Origin of the sequence: Nonomuraea sp. NPDC005730, from assembly GCF_040630865.1 — a bacterium.
Taxonomy (GTDB): domain Bacteria; phylum Actinomycetota; class Actinomycetes; order Streptosporangiales; family Streptosporangiaceae; genus Nonomuraea.
On the sequence record NZ_JBEXYK010000003.1, the window covers coordinates 56,149 to 70,455 of the forward strand.

Below are 14,307 nucleotides of genomic sequence, written 5' to 3' on the forward strand. Positions count from 1 at the left end.
GCCCCCGAGCTCGGCTCGGGGGCCGTTCGTCATGTCCGGGGTCTCCGGGGTCAGGGCCCGGTGATCCGTTCCAGGACCGTCGTCACCGGCTGCTCGTCGAACAGGATCGTGTAGTGGTTGCAGTCGGGCACGACCTCGTCGCGCAGGCCGGGCACGCGGGCCGTCCAGGTCCGGGCGACCTCGTCGGGGAGCATGCCGGTCTCCTGGTTCAGCAGGCCGCGCGGGGCCCGGAGCAGGTGGGTCGGCGCCTTGATCCCGGCCAGCGCGGCGCCGATCTCGGCGGTCTCGGTACGCATCCAGCGCCCGTCCGCCATCACGGCCTCACCGACCGCCCGTGAACGCATCGCGCCCTCGGGGCCGGCCAGGTCGTAGCGCACGTACGCCTCCACGTCGGGGCTCCAGTGGCCGGCGAAGGCCGGGTGGGCCTTGAAGAACTCCACGTACTCCGCGGGGGAGGCGAACGTCCGGCGCAACCGGGCGAGCGCGGGGCCGAGCGTGGCCGCCAGCGCGGCGTCGGGGTCCTCGCCCTCGGGCAGGGGGAGCGGGAGGCCGCCGTCCACCAGGACGACCCGTTCGAAGGCGCGCTCGGCCCCGGCCAGCACGGCCACGTACGCGCCCATCGAATGGCCGGCCAGCACCGCGTCCGGGCCCGCGCCGACGTGCTCGGCGACGCGCAGGACGTCCTCGGCGTGCCGGGGCAGCCCGTACGGGCCGGGCAGGGAGGCGCTGTGACCGCGGCCGCGCAGGTCCATCGCGATCAGCGACCACTCCTCGGGCAGCCGCCGCCCGACCGCGCCCCAGGCCATCAGCGAGGCACTGATGCCGTGGACCGCGATGACCTTGCGGGGGCCGGTGCCGAACGTGGCGACGCGGAGCCCGCCCACTTCGTCGAATCTCATAGCCGGATCCTAGGGATGCCGTCCGGGGCCGGGCGCCACCGCCCATGCGCGGGCATTTCGCACGACGGACGTAAGGGCGCTTTCGCTAAAAAATGCGGATAAATTACCCGCTATGCGCATCACCGTGATCGAGCACGAGGCCGGCGCCGGGCTCGGCTATCTGGCGGACTGGCTGGGCCTGACCTGCGACGTCGTCCGGCCGTACCGGGGCGAGCAGGTTCCGGGACGGGCCGCCGACGGCCTGATCGTGCTCGGCGGCGCCGCGGCCGCCTGGGAGGACGAGCGCAGCCCCTGGCAGCCCGCCACCCGCGCCCTGCTGCGCCGCGCCGTGGAGGAGGGCACGCCCACGCTCGGCATCTGCCTCGGCGCCCAGCTTCTCACCATGGCACTCGGCGGCACGGTCGAGCGCGGCGGGAACGGCCTGGAGGTGGGGGCGTGCGAGGTGGTCGCGCTGCCCGCCGCCGCCTCCGACCGGCTGCTGTCCGGCGTCCCGGCCAGGGCCACGGCCATCCAGTACCACCAGGACGCCATGACGCGGCTGCCGCAGGGCGCGGTGCCGCTGATGACCGGCGCCCAGTACCCGAACCAGGCCTACCGGGTCGGCGAACGCGCCTGGGCGGTGCAGTTCCACCCCGAGGCCACCCCGGAGATCTTCACCTCCTGGACGGCGGAGTCGGACCTGGAGTCGGCCGAGGACCTGAACGCCGCCGTCAAGGCGGCCGAGCCCGCCCTGGTCGCGACCTGGCGCCCGGTCGCCGAGGCGTTCGCCCAGGTGGTCGAAGCCTCCCGCCCGGCCTGACGCCCACCCCGGAACCACCGCCCGGCCTGACGCCCGCTCCGGAGCCACCGCCCGGCCTGGCGCTCACCCCGGCGCCTCCCGCCCGGCCTGACCGCTCGGCTCGGGGGCCGGGGGTGAGACGCCGGTGCGGGTCAGAACCAGCGGTCGCGGCCGAGGCCGTCCGTGGCCGAGGGCTCGGCGGCCCGGTCGTGGCGGCGGGTGAGCAGGTGGGCGGCCGCGTGCACGCCCCCCACCGTCAGCGGCAGCGCCGCGAGCCCGAACGCGGTCGACCGCCCCGGCGCCGCCACCACCCCCGCCCGCCGCAACCGCCGCCACGCCCACGCCGAGAACGGGATCACCACCAGCGGCGCCGTCGCCACCCCCGGCGTGTACCCCCGCGTGGCGACCGCCTGCGCCAGGTGGACGACCCCGTGCAGCCCGAACCCGGCCAGCACCGCCTGGAACACCGGGCTGCGCCCGCCGCTGCGCGCCCCCAGCGCCGCGGCCCCCGCCACCACGCCGCCCATCAGCCCGATCGCCACGTTCACCCGCGCCTGCGACACCTCCAGCCGCTCCCACGGCACCCCCGGGTACATCCGCTCCAGCCGGGGACGGGCCCGCCGCGCCCATCCCGCCATGGTGGCCAGCTCCTCGGCGTCGTGCACGGCCCAGGCCGCCAGCAATCCCCAGGTCACCGCCGCGGGCATCCGGCTCATGTCGTCCCCTCCTCAGCAAAACGCAACGCTACGTTGCGTTGTACTCTACGGCTCTCCGGACGTCGCCTGTCAAGATGAGCAGGTGCCCAGGATCGAATCGACCGCCGCACGCCTCGCCAAGCTCGGCTTCGCCGACGGGGCCAGAGCCGCGCAGCTGCTCGACCGCACGCCGGCCGACCTCGACGACCTCCTGGAGTTCCTGGTCGCCGTGGCCGATCCCGACCTGGCCCTGGTCTCGCTGATCCGCCTGGCCGAGCGCGAGCCGGCCGTCCTGGCCGCGGTGCGCGCGGACGAGCGGCTCAAAGCGCGCCTGTTCGCCGTGCTCGGCGTCAGCGCCGCGCTCGGCGAGCACCTGGTCCGCCACCCCGGTCAGGCGGCCCTGCTGGCCGAGCCCGAGCTGGGCGAGGCGCGCGCCGCGCTGCTGCGCGCCGTCGGCGCCGAGCCCGGCGAGCCCGAGCCGCGCGCCGGCGCCCCCGACCCGCTGGTGGCGCTGCGGGTGGCCTACCGGGGCCGGCTCATGCACCTGGCCGCCCGCGACCTCACCGGGCAGGCCACGCTCCCGGAGGTCATGGCCGAGCTGTCCGACCTGGCCGGCGCGGCGCTGGAGGCCGCCCTCGCCATCGCCCGTGCCGAGGTCGACGACTCCGAGGCGCGCCTGGCGGTCATCGGCATGGGCAAGTGCGGCGCGCGTGAGCTCAACTACATCAGCGACGTCGACGTGATCTTCGTCGCCGAGCCGCGCGAGGGCGCCGACGAGACCAAGGCGCTGCGGTCGGCGACCCGGCTGGCCCAGGCCATGATGCGGGCCTGCACGGCGGCCACCCAGGAGGGCTCGCTGTGGGAGGTCGACGCCGGCCTGCGCCCCGAGGGACGGTCCGGCCCGCTGGTCCGCACCCTGGCCAGCCACCTGGCCTACTACCGCCGCTGGGCCAAGACCTGGGAGTTCCAGGCGCTGCTCAAGGCCCGGCCGGTGGCGGGCGACCAGGAGCTCGGCGAGTCCTACGTCGAGGCGGTCAACGACCTGGTCTGGACGGCCGCCACCCGCGAGCACTTCGTGGAGGACGTGCAGGCCATGCGCCGCCGCGTCGAGTCGCACGTGCGCGCCGAGGGGGAGCGGCAGCTCAAGCTGGGGCCCGGCGGGCTGCGCGACATCGAGTTCGCCGTCCAGCTCCTGCAGCTCGTGCACGGCAGGCTCGACCCGCTGCTGCGCCGCCGGGGCACCCTGCCGGCCCTGGCCGCCCTCTCGCGCGGCGGCTACGTCGGCCGCGACGACTCGCGCGGGCTCGCCGAGGCGTACGCGTTCCTGCGCCAGGTCGAGCACCTGTTGCAGCTCCACCGGCTGCGGCGGACGCACCTGCTGCCCACGGACGAGGCCGACCTGCGCAGGCTCGGCCGCGCCCTCGGCATGCAGGCCGACCCGATGGGGGAGTTCACCGCCCGGTGGCGGCGGCACGCCATGGAGGCGCGCCGGCTGCACGAGAAGCTGTTCTACCGGCCGCTGCTCCAGGCGGTGGCCCGGCTGCCGGAGTCGGAGGCGCGGCTGTCCACGGCCGCGGCGGCGGCCCGGCTGGAGGCGCTCGGCTACGTCGATCCCAACGGCGCGCTGCGGCACATCGCGGCGCTGTCCACGGGCGTGTCCAGGCGCGCGGCCATCCAGCGCACGCTGCTGCCCGTCATGCTCGGCTGGTTCGCCGACACGCCCGACCCCGACGCGGCCCTGCTCGGCTTCCGCCAGGTCAGCGACAAGCTCGGCAGCACCCCCTGGTACCTGCGACTGCTGCGCGACGAGACGGCGGTGGCCGCCCGGATGGCGCGGGTGCTCGGCACCGGCCGCTACGCCACCGGCCTGCTCATGCACGCCCCCGACGCGGTCGCGATGCTCGGCTCCGACGCCGAGCTGGCCGTGCGCCCGCCCGAGTCGCTGCGCGGCGAGGCGTCGGCCGCGGTGTCCCGGCACGCCGGCGACCCGGAGACCGCGGTGGCGGCCGTGCGGGGGCTGCGCCGCAGGGAGCTGTTCCGCACGGCCGTCGCCGACATCTCGGGGCTCCTCGACATCGAGACCGTCGGCACGGCCCTGTCGTCGCTCACCGACGTGACCCTCCAGGCCGCGCTCGACGCCGCGCTGGCCAAGGCGCCGGACGTGACCAGGTTCGCGGTCATCGCCATGGGCCGGCTCGGCGGCATGGAGTGCTCGTACGCCAGCGACGCCGACGTGATGTTCGTGCACTCGCCGCTGCCCGGCGTCGAGGAGCGGGAGGCCACCGACGCCGCCTTCGCCGTGGCCAACGAGCTGCGCCGGCTGCTGTCGCTGCCCGCGCCCGACCCGCCGCTGCTCATCGACCCCGACCTGCGCCCCGAGGGCCGTCAGGGGCCGCTGGTGCGCACGCTGGCCTCCTACCGCGCCTACTACGCCCGCTGGTCGGCGCCGTGGGAGTCGCAGGCGCTGCTGCGCGCCCGCTTCGCGGCCGGCGACGCCGCGCTCGGCGCCGCGTTCACCTCGATGATCGACGAGCTGCGCCACCCGGCCGGCGGGCTGGGCGAGGACGCGATCAGGGAGATCAGGCGGCTCAAGGCGCGCATGGAGGCCGAGCGGCTGCCGCGCGGCGCCGACCCCGCCCTGCACACCAAGCTCGGCCCCGGCGGGCTGTCGGACGTGGAGTGGGTGGCCCAGCTGCTCCAGCTCTGCCACGCGGGCGAAGTGCCGGCCCTGCGGACCACCCGTACCATCGGGGCGCTGCGCGCGGCGGCGGCCGAGGGGCTGCTCGATCCGGACGACGAGCGTGTGCTGGCCGAGGCGTGGCGGTTCGCCTCCAGGGTCCGTGACGCGATCATGCTGGTCCGCGGCAGGCCGGGGGACAGCGTGCCGGCCGAGGCGGGGGAGCGCAGGCTCATCGCCCGTACGCTCGGCTACCCGCCGGACGGCTCGGAGGACTTCCTCGACGACTACCGCCGCGTCACCCGCCGCGCCCGCCAGGTCGTCGAGCGCGTCTTCTACGGGGGTTGATCCCGGCCCACGCGGGGGTGTATCAAGGCGCAGGTGTTATCCGTTTACGTGGACCTGGCCCTCGGCCTGGTGGTGTCGTTCCTGTTGCTCTCACTGCTGGTGAGCGGGGTCAACGAGGCGTTCGTGCGCCTGCTCGCCATCCGCAGCAAGTTCCTGTGGGCCTACCTCAGGGACACCCTCGACGGCGCCGACGCGCAGGGCAGGTCGTGGCTGCCCGCCAAGGTGCGCGACGTGTTCGCCGCGCTGCCGTTCTCCCGCGATCCCCGGCCCGCCCACAGCGACCAGCCCGCGCCCGCCGAGCCCGGCACGCTGCCGGTCGCCGAGCCCAAGGCGCAGGACGCCATGGTCCGGCTGCTGTACGAACGCGTCCAGGAGATCGACCACCCGACGAAGGGCCGGACGAGCATCGCCAACATCCCGCCGGGGCGCTTCGCCGTCGCCCTGATGGAGATGGCGGCCGCCGAGCCCGAGGGCGTCGAGGGCTTCCTGGCCAAGCTCAAGGAGATGGGCAGCCCCCTGTACGGCCACCTGCGCGGCGTCTGGGAGACCGCGCAGCGCGACCTCGACCGGTTCAGGCAGGGCGTCGAGACCTGGTTCGACGGCGAGATGGAACGCCTGTCGATGTTGTACAAGCGCTACGTCAAATGGGTGGTGGCCGTCCTCGGCCTCCTGGTCACGCTGCTGTTCACCATGGACGGCCTGGAGTACGGCAAGACGCTGCTGCGCGACAACGCCTTCCGCGCCTCGGTGACCGCCGTGGCCGAGGCGGGCCCGTCGGCCTACGACGAGCTCAAGGCGCGGTGCGGCCAGTCCGACCCCGTGCCGTGCATCACCGAGACGCTCAGCGAGCCCGCGATGGTCCAGATGCTCCAGCACGCGCTGGTCAGCATCGCCATCCCGGCCGAGGGCGACCCCACACTCCACTGGAACGGTGCCACCTGGTGGAGCCGGCTCACCACCCCCAGCCACTGGCCCGGCTACCTGCTGACGTACGTGGCCCTGCTGTTCGGCGCCCCCTTCTGGTGGGACGTGTTCCGCCGCATCACCGGCATCAAGGCCCGGCGCAAGGACCAGTGAACGGGCCGCCGGGTCAGGCGCTCATGGCGTACAGCACGTCCCGCAGCGACTCCTCGCGCCCGCGCAGCCAGACCAGGCGCAGGGCCAGCGCGGGCGCCCGGCAGTCGAGCGCGACCAGCGCGCCGGAGTCGAGGTCGGCGCCCAGCGCGAAGTCCGGCAGCAGGGCCTGCCCGAAGCCCTGCCTGGCCCACTCGCGGGCGGTGGCGATGCTGGTCAGCTCCCTGCGCGGCACGTCCGGGCCGAACGCCTGGTCGGCCGCGAGCCGGATCGAGCAGCCGGGCGGGCTCACCAGCAGCGGCTCCCGCTCGCCGTCGGGCGCGGCGACCAGCGACAGCGCGACCTCGCCGACGTCGAGGAAGTCCATGCCGGGTGGCGGGGTGAACCCGAGGCCGCCGATCCGGGGGCCGAGGTCGAGCAGGAGCGCCGCGTCCAGGTCGCCGGCGGCCACCTGGGCCAGCAGGTCCTGCCGCATCAGGGAGCGTACGTCCACGTCCAGGTCGGGACGGCGGTCGGACAGGCGGCGCAGCACGGCGGGCAGCCGGGCGGCGGCCAGCATCTCCAGCGCGCCGACGCGCACCCGGCGGCGCCGGCCGGTGACCGCGCGGCGCACCTCCTCGGCGTGGTCGAGCAGGCCCTGCGCGCGGCCGAGCAGCGCGGCGCCGGCCTCGGTCAGCCGCATGCCCTGGGGCGTGCGCTCGAACAGCGGCACGCCGAGGCTGCCCTCCAGCCTGCGCACCTGCTCCGACACCGACGCCGGGGCCAGGCCGAGCACGTTCGCCGCGCCGGTGACGGTGCCCGCCCCCGCGACGGCGACGAAGCCCCTCAACTGCCGCAAGTCCATATAAAGCAGCATAAGGTTTTCCCGAATGCCTCGTACGGCGACGCCTGTTGAGGGGAAAAGCGGCGTTTGAGCAGGCTGTGGGCATGCGAATGTTCGGTTTCTCCCTCGCCTACTTCCTGGTGATCCTCGACACGACCGTGCTGACGATCGCACTGCCGGACCTGCGTGCCTCCCTCGGCGGCTCGCTGGCCGGGCAGCAGTGGGCGGTCAACGCCTACACCGTCGCCTTCGCCGCGTCGCTGCTCACCGCCGGCGCCGTGGCCGACCGGTTCGGCGCGGCCCGCGTCTTCACGGCCGGGGTGGCGTTGTTCGGCGCGCTGTCGCTGCTCAGCGCGGCGGCGCCGGACCTCGGCGTGCTGATCGCGCTGCGCGCGCTGCTGGGCGTGGCCGCGGCGCTGTGCACGGGCGGCTCGCTCGGGCTGCTCGCCGAGATGTTCCCGGCGCCCGCCGCCCGCGCCCGCGCCACCGGCCTGTGGGCGGCACTCACCGGCTCGGCGCTGGCCGCCGGCCCCCTGCTCGGCGGCCTCCTGGTCGGCCTGTCCGGCTGGCGCGCCGTCTTCCTGGTCAACGTGCCCTTCGCCGTGGCCAGCCTGCTGATCATGCGGAACGTCGCCTCCCCGCGCGGCTCTCGGCGCATCGACTGGCAGGTCCAGGCCCTGGCCTGCGTGCTGCTCGGCCTGGTCGCCGAGGCCCTGATCGACACCTCCGCGCTCGCCGCCGCGCTGGCCGTGGCCACCCTGGTGGCGCTGGTGCTGGTGGAGCGCCGCAGCCACGCCCCCGCCCTGCCCGGCGGCCTGCTCGCCGCCACCTGGCCGGAGCTGCTGGCCGGGACGGTCGCCAACTTCGCCTTCTCCGGCGCGCTGTTCGTGCTCACCCTCCTCCTCCAGGACACCCGCCACCTGTCCCCGGTCGCCGCCGGGCTCGCCTTCCTGCCGCTCACGCTGCCCATGACGGTGAACCCGCTGCTCACCGGCCGCCTGGTGGCCCGCTACGGCCCCCGTCCGCCGATCCTGGGCGGTCTCGCCCTCCTGGCGACCGGGCTGGCGGGGGTGGCGTTCACCGACGTGCTGGCGCCCTGGCTGGTGGTCATGGGGTTCGGGCTGTCGTTCGTGTTCCCGGCGCTGATGGCGGGCATGGTGAACGCCGCCCCCGCGGGCACGGCGGGCACCGCGGGCGGCGTGCTGAACGCCTCCCGCCAGGTCGGCGCCACCCTCGGCGTGGCGGTGCTGGGCGTCGTCGGGCGGCCCCTGCTCGCCGCGGCCGTCCTGACGGCGGTGACGTTCGGCTGCTACGCCCTGGCCGCCGCGCGCGCCCGGCAGGCCGCGCGGGGACGCCAGGAGGCCGCCGCAGTATCGTGAGGCGCACGAGAGAGACGACCGGCGAGGTGACAGTGCGTTTCCAGCATTCCGCGGACATCTGGCGGGACTTCCCCGACCTGGTGCCCTTCGCGCTCCGCGTGGCGGGCGTCGACGCCGCCGCCCGCGTCGACGACCAGGTGGCCCGCTACTGCGACCTGGCCGCCCGGCGGGCCGCCCCCGAGAGCGAGCTGCCCGAGATCCAGGCGTGGCGGCGGGCGTTCACCCGGATGGGGCTCAAGCCGACGCAGTACCGGTGCGCCTCGGAGTCGCTGCTACGCCGCTTCAGGAAGGAGGGCGCACTGCCGCGCCTGCATCCCCTGATCGACCTGTGCAACGCGGTCTCGATCGCCTTCGCCGTGCCGGTGGCGGTGTTCGACGTCTCCCGCGTCTCCGGCTTCGTCGAGGTGCGGTACGCCTCGGGCGAGGAGACGTACCTGACCTTCTCCGGCGAGACGGAGCACCCGGCCGCCGGAGAAGTGATCTTCGCCGACGCGGACGGCCGGGCGCACGCGCGCCGCTGGACCAACCGGCAGAGCGGCCTGTCGGCGGTCCGCGACACCACCACCGACGTGCTCATCGTGGCCGAGGCCCTGCACGAGACGGCCCGCGCGGACGTCGAACGCCTGGCCACGGCCCTCTACGACGAGCTGACCGCCCTGTGGCCGGTGTCGCCGAAGTCGGAGATCCTCACCGCGTCGGCGCCCCGCTTCGACTTCTGACCACGGGGCGGTCCCCGCTCGCGGCTCAGCAGGGGGTGAAGTAGACCTTCTGGGTGCCCGACAGGATGCCCCACTCGCCGGCGGGCTGGCTGCAGCCGAACCAGCGCTGGCCGACGAGCTGGTCGCCGTTGAAGTAGGCGAAGACGACGAGGAGGTCGCCGCCGGGCGGCGGCGGCGGAATGGCGTGAGCCGGGGTCGAACCGAGACAGAGCGCGCCGGCGGCCAGCACCGCGGCTAACAGCCCTCGTCTGATCCTCATGACGGTCCTCCAGATCCTTCGGGCGCGTTCGGCCGATGGCCGGTTGCGTGATCTGGGATCAAGGTAACCGCGTTCGGCGAAGCCCGCCAGATCCCTCGCAAGCGGCCGTTGCGGGGGAGCGGAACGGGTGCCACGCTCTCCCCATGAGCCAGCTGCTTGCCCAGTTGCCCGCGCTGCTGGGCGTCGTCGTCGGCGCCCTGGCGACGCTGGCCACGACCCGAGCGGCCGACAGGGCTCGATGGAACCGGGAGATGCGGACGCGATGGGACGCCCAGCGTCTCGACGCCTACATGCAGTACGCCGGCACGCTCAAGGACCTGTCGGTCCTGGCGCACAGGGCGACCGCGAGGAGGCGGCCGGGAGCGCGCAGCGAGCCGATCGACGACGAGGAGGTCGGCCGGCTCTACGCTGCGGCGGAGGACCGCCGGACCAGGACCTGGGAGGGCGTCCTGCTCCTGGGCGACGCGGCCACCGTGGAAGCGGCCCGCGCGTGGCGCGGGACGATCGAGCGTCTGAACGACTTCACCCGCGGCGTCACCGACGACTGGGAGTCGTGGGGTCCGGCGGTCCGCCGGGTCGACGAGGCGCGGGACGCGTACTACGGGGCCGCCCGGCGCAGCCTCGTCGTCGGCGGCGGAGAGGTCCCCCAGGCGACCTTCCTGGGGAGGACGATCGACCGGCCCGAAGGGCGCGGCGGCTCCGTCCCGGGGGAGTGAGCGACGGGCGTGGTGGCGTGCAGGCGGCTGTGATGCTGGCGTGCCTGGCCGTTTTGGCGGATCCCGATGGCGGGCAGATCGTGGCTGCCAGGCGATCCGGCTATGGCCGTCAGGGCGCTTCGGACGCATCCTGTGAAGTGCGCGGAGTGGCCGGGCGTGGCCGGCATGCTGGGTTCTGGCCGGCGAGGAGGAATGTATGGAAAGCGCGCCGAGCAGGACGGCGATGTTCGCGGCCGTGTCGCGTGGATTGTTTCGCCTGGAGACGGCGTCGCCGTGGGTACTGGACGATGTGCTGGCCCTGGTGCTTGTCGGCCCGGTATGGCAGCAGCTGCGAGACCAGTTCGATCCGCTGTTCCCCGGCCCGGTCCGCAGCGAGTCCCGTGCGGCTGTCTGCACCCGCAGCCGGTACGCCGAGGACCGGCTGGCTGCTGGCGCCTTCACGCAGTACGTGATTCTTGGCGCGGGGCTTGACTCGTTCGCGTGGCGGCGGCCGGATCTGCTCGGCTCGCTGACGGTGTTCGAGGTTGATCACCCTGCCTCCCAGGCCTGGAAGCTCGAGCGGGTCAGGGAGCTCGGCCTGCCGCTCAGCGACTCGCAGGTATTCGTGCCGGTTGATTTCGAGGCCGGACCGGTTCAGGATGCTCTGGGCCCGGCTGGGTTCGACTGGGCGCAGCCGGCGATGTTCTGCTGGACGGGCGTCGCCCCCTATCTGACGGCACAGGCGATCGAGTCGACGTTGCGCACGATCGCGGCGGCTGCTCCCGGGTCTGAGGTGGTGTTCTCCTACCGGGCCGAGGACTGTGCGCTCGACGACGCGGGGACGGAATTCGCCCGTATCTACACGCCGATCGCGGCTTCTGTCGGCGAGCCTCTTCAGCCTGGCTGGCCGGTATCCGAGATCGAGAGGCTGATCAGCCGGTGCGGGCTGAAGGTCGTGGACCACCCTGCACATGCAGACCTCCAGCAGCGGTACTTCGCCGGCCGTACCGATGGCCTGCGGCCCTACACCTTCGAGACGCTGGTGGCCGCGCGGGTCCCTGAGCGAGCGCAGGCCACGTCGGCAACTTCGCCGTCTGCGAGGGCCAGGCGGTGACGGTACGGCAGAGGACGTGCATGACGGATGAGCTGTCGGCTCACGTCCAGGCCGGCCACAGCGGAGAGACTTTCCCGGCCGACGACAATGGCGCGCAGGTCGGCCCTCGGAAGCTTGAGCGTGCAATGCGGAAGGCCCGTGACAAGGTGCAGGACCTTCCCACGGGCTTCCGCTTCCACGACTTGCGGCACTGGGTCGACGCGCGCCGCGATTGACGCGGTGCTCGCCGCGCGGACGGAACTGAGGCGGAACCAGGCCGAACCGCGCGATGAACATGCAGGTCACCGCGCGGCCCCGGTCACACGTCGTAGTACAGCTCGAACTCGTGCGGGTGCGGCCGCAGGCGGATCGGGTCGACCTCGTTCTCCCGCTTGTACGACACCCACGTCTCGATCAGGTCGGGCGTGAACACGCCGCCTTCGAGCAGGTAGTCGTGGTCGGCCTCCAGCGCGTCGAGCACCTCGGGCAGCGAGCCCGGCACCTGCGGCACCTGGCGGGCCTCCTCCGGCGGCAGCTCGTAGAGGTCCTTGTCGACCGGCTCCGGCGGCTCGATCTTGTTGCGGATGCCGTCGAGCCCCGCCATCAGCATCGCCGAGAAGGCGAAGTACGGGTTGCACGACGGGTCGGGCACGCGGAACTCGATGCGCTTGGCCTTCGGGTTGGACCCCGTGATCGGGATGCGCACGCAGGCCGAGCGGTTGCGCTGGGAGTAGACCAGGTTGACCGGGGCCTCGTAGCCCGGGACCAGGCGGTGGTAGGAGTTGACCGTCGGGTTGGTGAAGGCCAGCAGCGACGGCGCGTGCCGCAGCAGGCCGCCGATGTAGTAGCGGGCGGTGTCGGACAGGCCCGCGTAGCCGACCTCGTCGTAGAACAGCGGCGAGCCGTCCTTCCACAGCGACTGGTGGCAGTGCATGCCGGAGCCGTTGTCACCGAAGATCGGCTTGGGCATGAACGTGACGGTGTGGCCGTACTCCAGGGCGGTGCTCTTGATGACGTACTTGTAGAGCATCAGGTTGTCGGCCGTCTTGAGCAGCGTGCCGAACCTGAAGTCGATCTCCGCCTGGCCCGCCGTGCCGACCTCGTGGTGCTGCATCTCGACGTCGATGCCGCACTCGATGAGGTTGCGCACCATCTCCGAGCGCAGGTCGGTGAAGTGGTCCATCGGCGGGACCGGGAAGTAGCCGCCCTTGTAGCGCGGCTTGTAGCCCAGGTTGCCGCCCTCGGCCCGCTTGCCGGTGTTCCAGGCGCCCTCGATGGAGTCGATGTAGTAGTAGCCGGCGTTCGCCTTCGTCTCGAAGCGCACGTCGTCGAAGATGTAGAACTCGGCCTCGGGGCCGAAGTAGGCGGTGTCGGCGATGCCGGTGCCCTTGAGGTATTCCTCTGCCTTGCGCGCCACGTTGCGCGGGTCGCGGCTGTAGGCCTCGCCGGTCAGCGGGTCGTGCACGAAGAAGTTGAGGTTGAGCGTCTTGTGCTGGCGGAACGGGTCGAGCACCGCGCTGGACGGGTCGGGCAGCAGCAGCATGTCCGACTCGTGGATCGCCTGGAAGCCGCGGATGGACGAGCCGTCGAACATGAGCCCGTCGGTGAAGACGTTCGCGCCGAAGTTCTCGACCGGGAAGGTGAAGTGGTGCGTCGTCCCCGGCAGGTCGGTGAACCTGACATCGACGAACTGCACCCCTTCGTCACTGATGAACTTCAGGACGTCGTCGGCGGAGTTGAACACTCTCGAACCTCCCTGAGGGACTGGCCATCATGCCGACGCTAGGTCGCGGCCGTTTCCGTACGGTGTCTCGATTGTTTCGCATGTGTTACGCAGGGTCACGTCCCCTGGGACGTGTCGCAGCCTCCGTCGAAAACCGGCCGGTCGTCCAGGTCGTAGGGGTCGTGGGCCGGGCCCGTCGGCGCGACCGTACCGGGCGCGTCGTCCTCGTAGACGGGGTGGACGAACCCGTCGTCGATGTCGCAATCGGCCGGGGTGCTGCTCATGCCCCAGTCCACGTACACGGCCGGCTTGCCTTCCGAGCGGTAGAGCTGCACCTCGCCGGTGAGCTGCGAGACCAGCCGCATGGTGGTGGCCGGCACGCCGGGGCGGCGCACGGCGTAGACGGCCAGGTAGTTCACCTCGACCTTGACGCCGTGCCGCCCGTCCTCCCGGAAGGTGCCGAGGCGGGCGGTGCCGTTGATCTTGATCACGTCGGTGGCGAGCTCGGCGCTGCGGGGGGCGAAGCTGTTGACCATCTGGCGGCTGTCGTACTTCTTGCCGCCGAGCTCCTCGTAGAACCGGTCGCGCTGGTCGGGGTCGAGCAGCCCGGCGAACGCCGCGGGCCGGCCGCCCAGCAGCGTCCTGCGGTCGAGCAGGGCGGCCGCCAGCAGGGCGCGGGTGCGTTCCAGGCCCTTGGCCACGTCCGCCTTCGACAGGCCGCCCAGCGCCTTCGCCGCCGGCATCACGAGCCCCGCGGCGCCGTCGGCGTAGTGCTCGGCGGGCGAGCCGGCGAAGGGGCCGTCCACGTCCACGGGGTTCGCGGGCACGGACAGGGCCTCCAGGCCCGGATTCGCGCCGAGCAGGTCGGGACGGTAGGTGACCACGACCCCCGCGGCGCCCACGATCGCGCACAACGCGATCAGCGCGACCGGCATGCGCCCGAGCCGGCGCGGACGATGATCGACCGGCATGTGGCCGGCGGGTGAGCGGTCCCGCCGCGGCGGGCGTGGCGCGCGTTGCCGCGGCACACCTTCCCTGGCCCCCTTGGCGGCGGACGAGCGCATCCTGCGGCGCTCGCCCTCGTCGATCTGCGCGACCACCTCGTTGAAGCGCGCGTCAAGGTCATCCCCGTGTGGCATGGCGAC

The 14,307-nt window shown here is 73.4% G+C and carries 14 protein-coding genes; 8 read left to right on the forward strand and 6 right to left on the reverse strand.

The window, feature by feature from the left end:
- Positions 1–50: 50 nt before the first annotated feature.
- Positions 51–899, reverse strand: coding sequence for an alpha/beta hydrolase (locus ABZ444_RS05230; RefSeq protein ID WP_357992940.1), 849 nt, complete (start codon positions 897–899; stop codon positions 51–53).
- Between the two features lie 112 nt (positions 900–1,011).
- Here ABZ444_RS05230 and ABZ444_RS05235 point away from each other — a divergent pair, with 112 nt between their 5' ends.
- Positions 1,012–1,698 carry a type 1 glutamine amidotransferase gene (locus tag ABZ444_RS05235; RefSeq protein ID WP_357992943.1) on the forward strand — a complete coding sequence of 229 codons (687 nt, stop codon included), beginning with the start codon at positions 1,012–1,014 and terminating at the stop codon, positions 1,696–1,698.
- A gap of 131 nt (positions 1,699–1,829) precedes the next feature.
- Here the strand turns inward: ABZ444_RS05235 and ABZ444_RS05240 are convergent, their stop codons facing one another.
- Positions 1,830–2,393 (reverse strand): HXXEE domain-containing protein, encoded by a 564-nt coding sequence (locus ABZ444_RS05240; RefSeq protein ID WP_357992946.1) that lies wholly within the window; start codon positions 2,391–2,393, stop codon positions 1,830–1,832.
- Between the two features lie 82 nt (positions 2,394–2,475).
- On the opposite strand from ABZ444_RS05240, the gene ABZ444_RS05245 reads away from it, so the two are divergent.
- Together ABZ444_RS05245 and ABZ444_RS05250 are read left to right on the forward strand one after the other, a co-directional pair.
- The gene (locus ABZ444_RS05245) at positions 2,476–5,397 is read left to right on the forward strand and encodes a bifunctional [glutamine synthetase] adenylyltransferase/[glutamine synthetase]-adenylyl-L-tyrosine phosphorylase (RefSeq protein ID WP_357992949.1); all 2,922 of its coding nucleotides are present in this window, start codon (positions 2,476–2,478) and stop codon (positions 5,395–5,397) included.
- Positions 5,398–5,430: 33 nt separating this feature from the next.
- Complete coding sequence (locus tag ABZ444_RS05250) at positions 5,431–6,474, forward strand: hypothetical protein (protein ID WP_357992951.1); 1,044 nt, start codon at positions 5,431–5,433, stop codon at positions 6,472–6,474.
- A gap of 13 nt (positions 6,475–6,487) precedes the next feature.
- On the opposite strand, the gene ABZ444_RS05255 is transcribed toward ABZ444_RS05250, so the two are convergent.
- On the reverse strand, positions 6,488–7,315 hold the full coding sequence (locus ABZ444_RS05255; protein ID WP_357992954.1) for a LysR family transcriptional regulator: 828 nt from the start codon (positions 7,313–7,315) through the stop codon (positions 6,488–6,490).
- 83 nt (positions 7,316–7,398) lie between these two features.
- On the opposite strand from ABZ444_RS05255, the gene ABZ444_RS05260 reads away from it, so the two are divergent.
- Both ABZ444_RS05260 and ABZ444_RS05265 read left to right on the forward strand, forming a co-directional pair.
- Positions 7,399–8,673 (forward strand): MFS transporter, encoded by a 1,275-nt coding sequence (locus ABZ444_RS05260; RefSeq protein WP_357992957.1) that lies wholly within the window; start codon positions 7,399–7,401, stop codon positions 8,671–8,673.
- Positions 8,670–9,392 (forward strand): phenylalanine--tRNA ligase beta subunit-related protein, encoded by a 723-nt coding sequence (locus ABZ444_RS05265; RefSeq protein WP_357992960.1) that lies wholly within the window; start codon positions 8,670–8,672, stop codon positions 9,390–9,392. Before ABZ444_RS05260 ends, ABZ444_RS05265 begins: the two co-directional genes overlap by 4 nt.
- A 25-nt stretch (positions 9,393–9,417) precedes the next feature.
- On the opposite strand, the gene ABZ444_RS05270 is transcribed toward ABZ444_RS05265, so the two are convergent.
- Entirely contained in the window at positions 9,418–9,651 is a 234-nt protein-coding gene (locus ABZ444_RS05270; RefSeq protein ID WP_357992963.1) for a hypothetical protein, read from the reverse strand.
- Positions 9,652–9,794: 143 nt separating this feature from the next.
- On the opposite strand from ABZ444_RS05270, the gene ABZ444_RS05275 reads away from it, so the two are divergent.
- The 3 genes from ABZ444_RS05275 (at position 9,795) to ABZ444_RS05285 (ending at position 11,675) form a co-directional block, all read left to right on the forward strand.
- Positions 9,795–10,367 carry a hypothetical protein gene (locus ABZ444_RS05275; RefSeq protein ID WP_357992967.1) on the forward strand — a complete coding sequence of 191 codons (573 nt, stop codon included), beginning with the start codon at positions 9,795–9,797 and terminating at the stop codon, positions 10,365–10,367.
- Positions 10,368–10,563: 196 nt separating this feature from the next.
- Positions 10,564–11,460: a class I SAM-dependent methyltransferase gene (locus tag ABZ444_RS05280; protein ID WP_357992969.1), complete on the forward strand. Its 897-nt coding sequence runs from the start codon at positions 10,564–10,566 to the stop codon at positions 11,458–11,460.
- Positions 11,461–11,480: 20 nt separating this feature from the next.
- A complete protein-coding gene (locus ABZ444_RS05285) occupies positions 11,481–11,675 on the forward strand; it encodes a hypothetical protein (RefSeq protein ID WP_357992972.1) in 195 nt (64 codons plus the stop codon).
- An 83-nt stretch (positions 11,676–11,758) separates the two neighbouring features.
- Here ABZ444_RS05285 and glnA read toward each other — a convergent pair whose 3' ends face one another.
- Both glnA and ABZ444_RS05295 read right to left on the reverse strand, forming a co-directional pair.
- Positions 11,759–13,183: a type I glutamate--ammonia ligase gene (gene glnA, locus ABZ444_RS05290; RefSeq protein WP_357967604.1), complete on the reverse strand. Its 1,425-nt coding sequence runs from the start codon at positions 13,181–13,183 to the stop codon at positions 11,759–11,761.
- A gap of 95 nt (positions 13,184–13,278) precedes the next feature.
- Positions 13,279–14,301: a hypothetical protein gene (locus tag ABZ444_RS05295; RefSeq protein ID WP_357992975.1), complete on the reverse strand. Its 1,023-nt coding sequence runs from the start codon at positions 14,299–14,301 to the stop codon at positions 13,279–13,281.
- Positions 14,302–14,307: the final 6 nt, after the last annotated feature.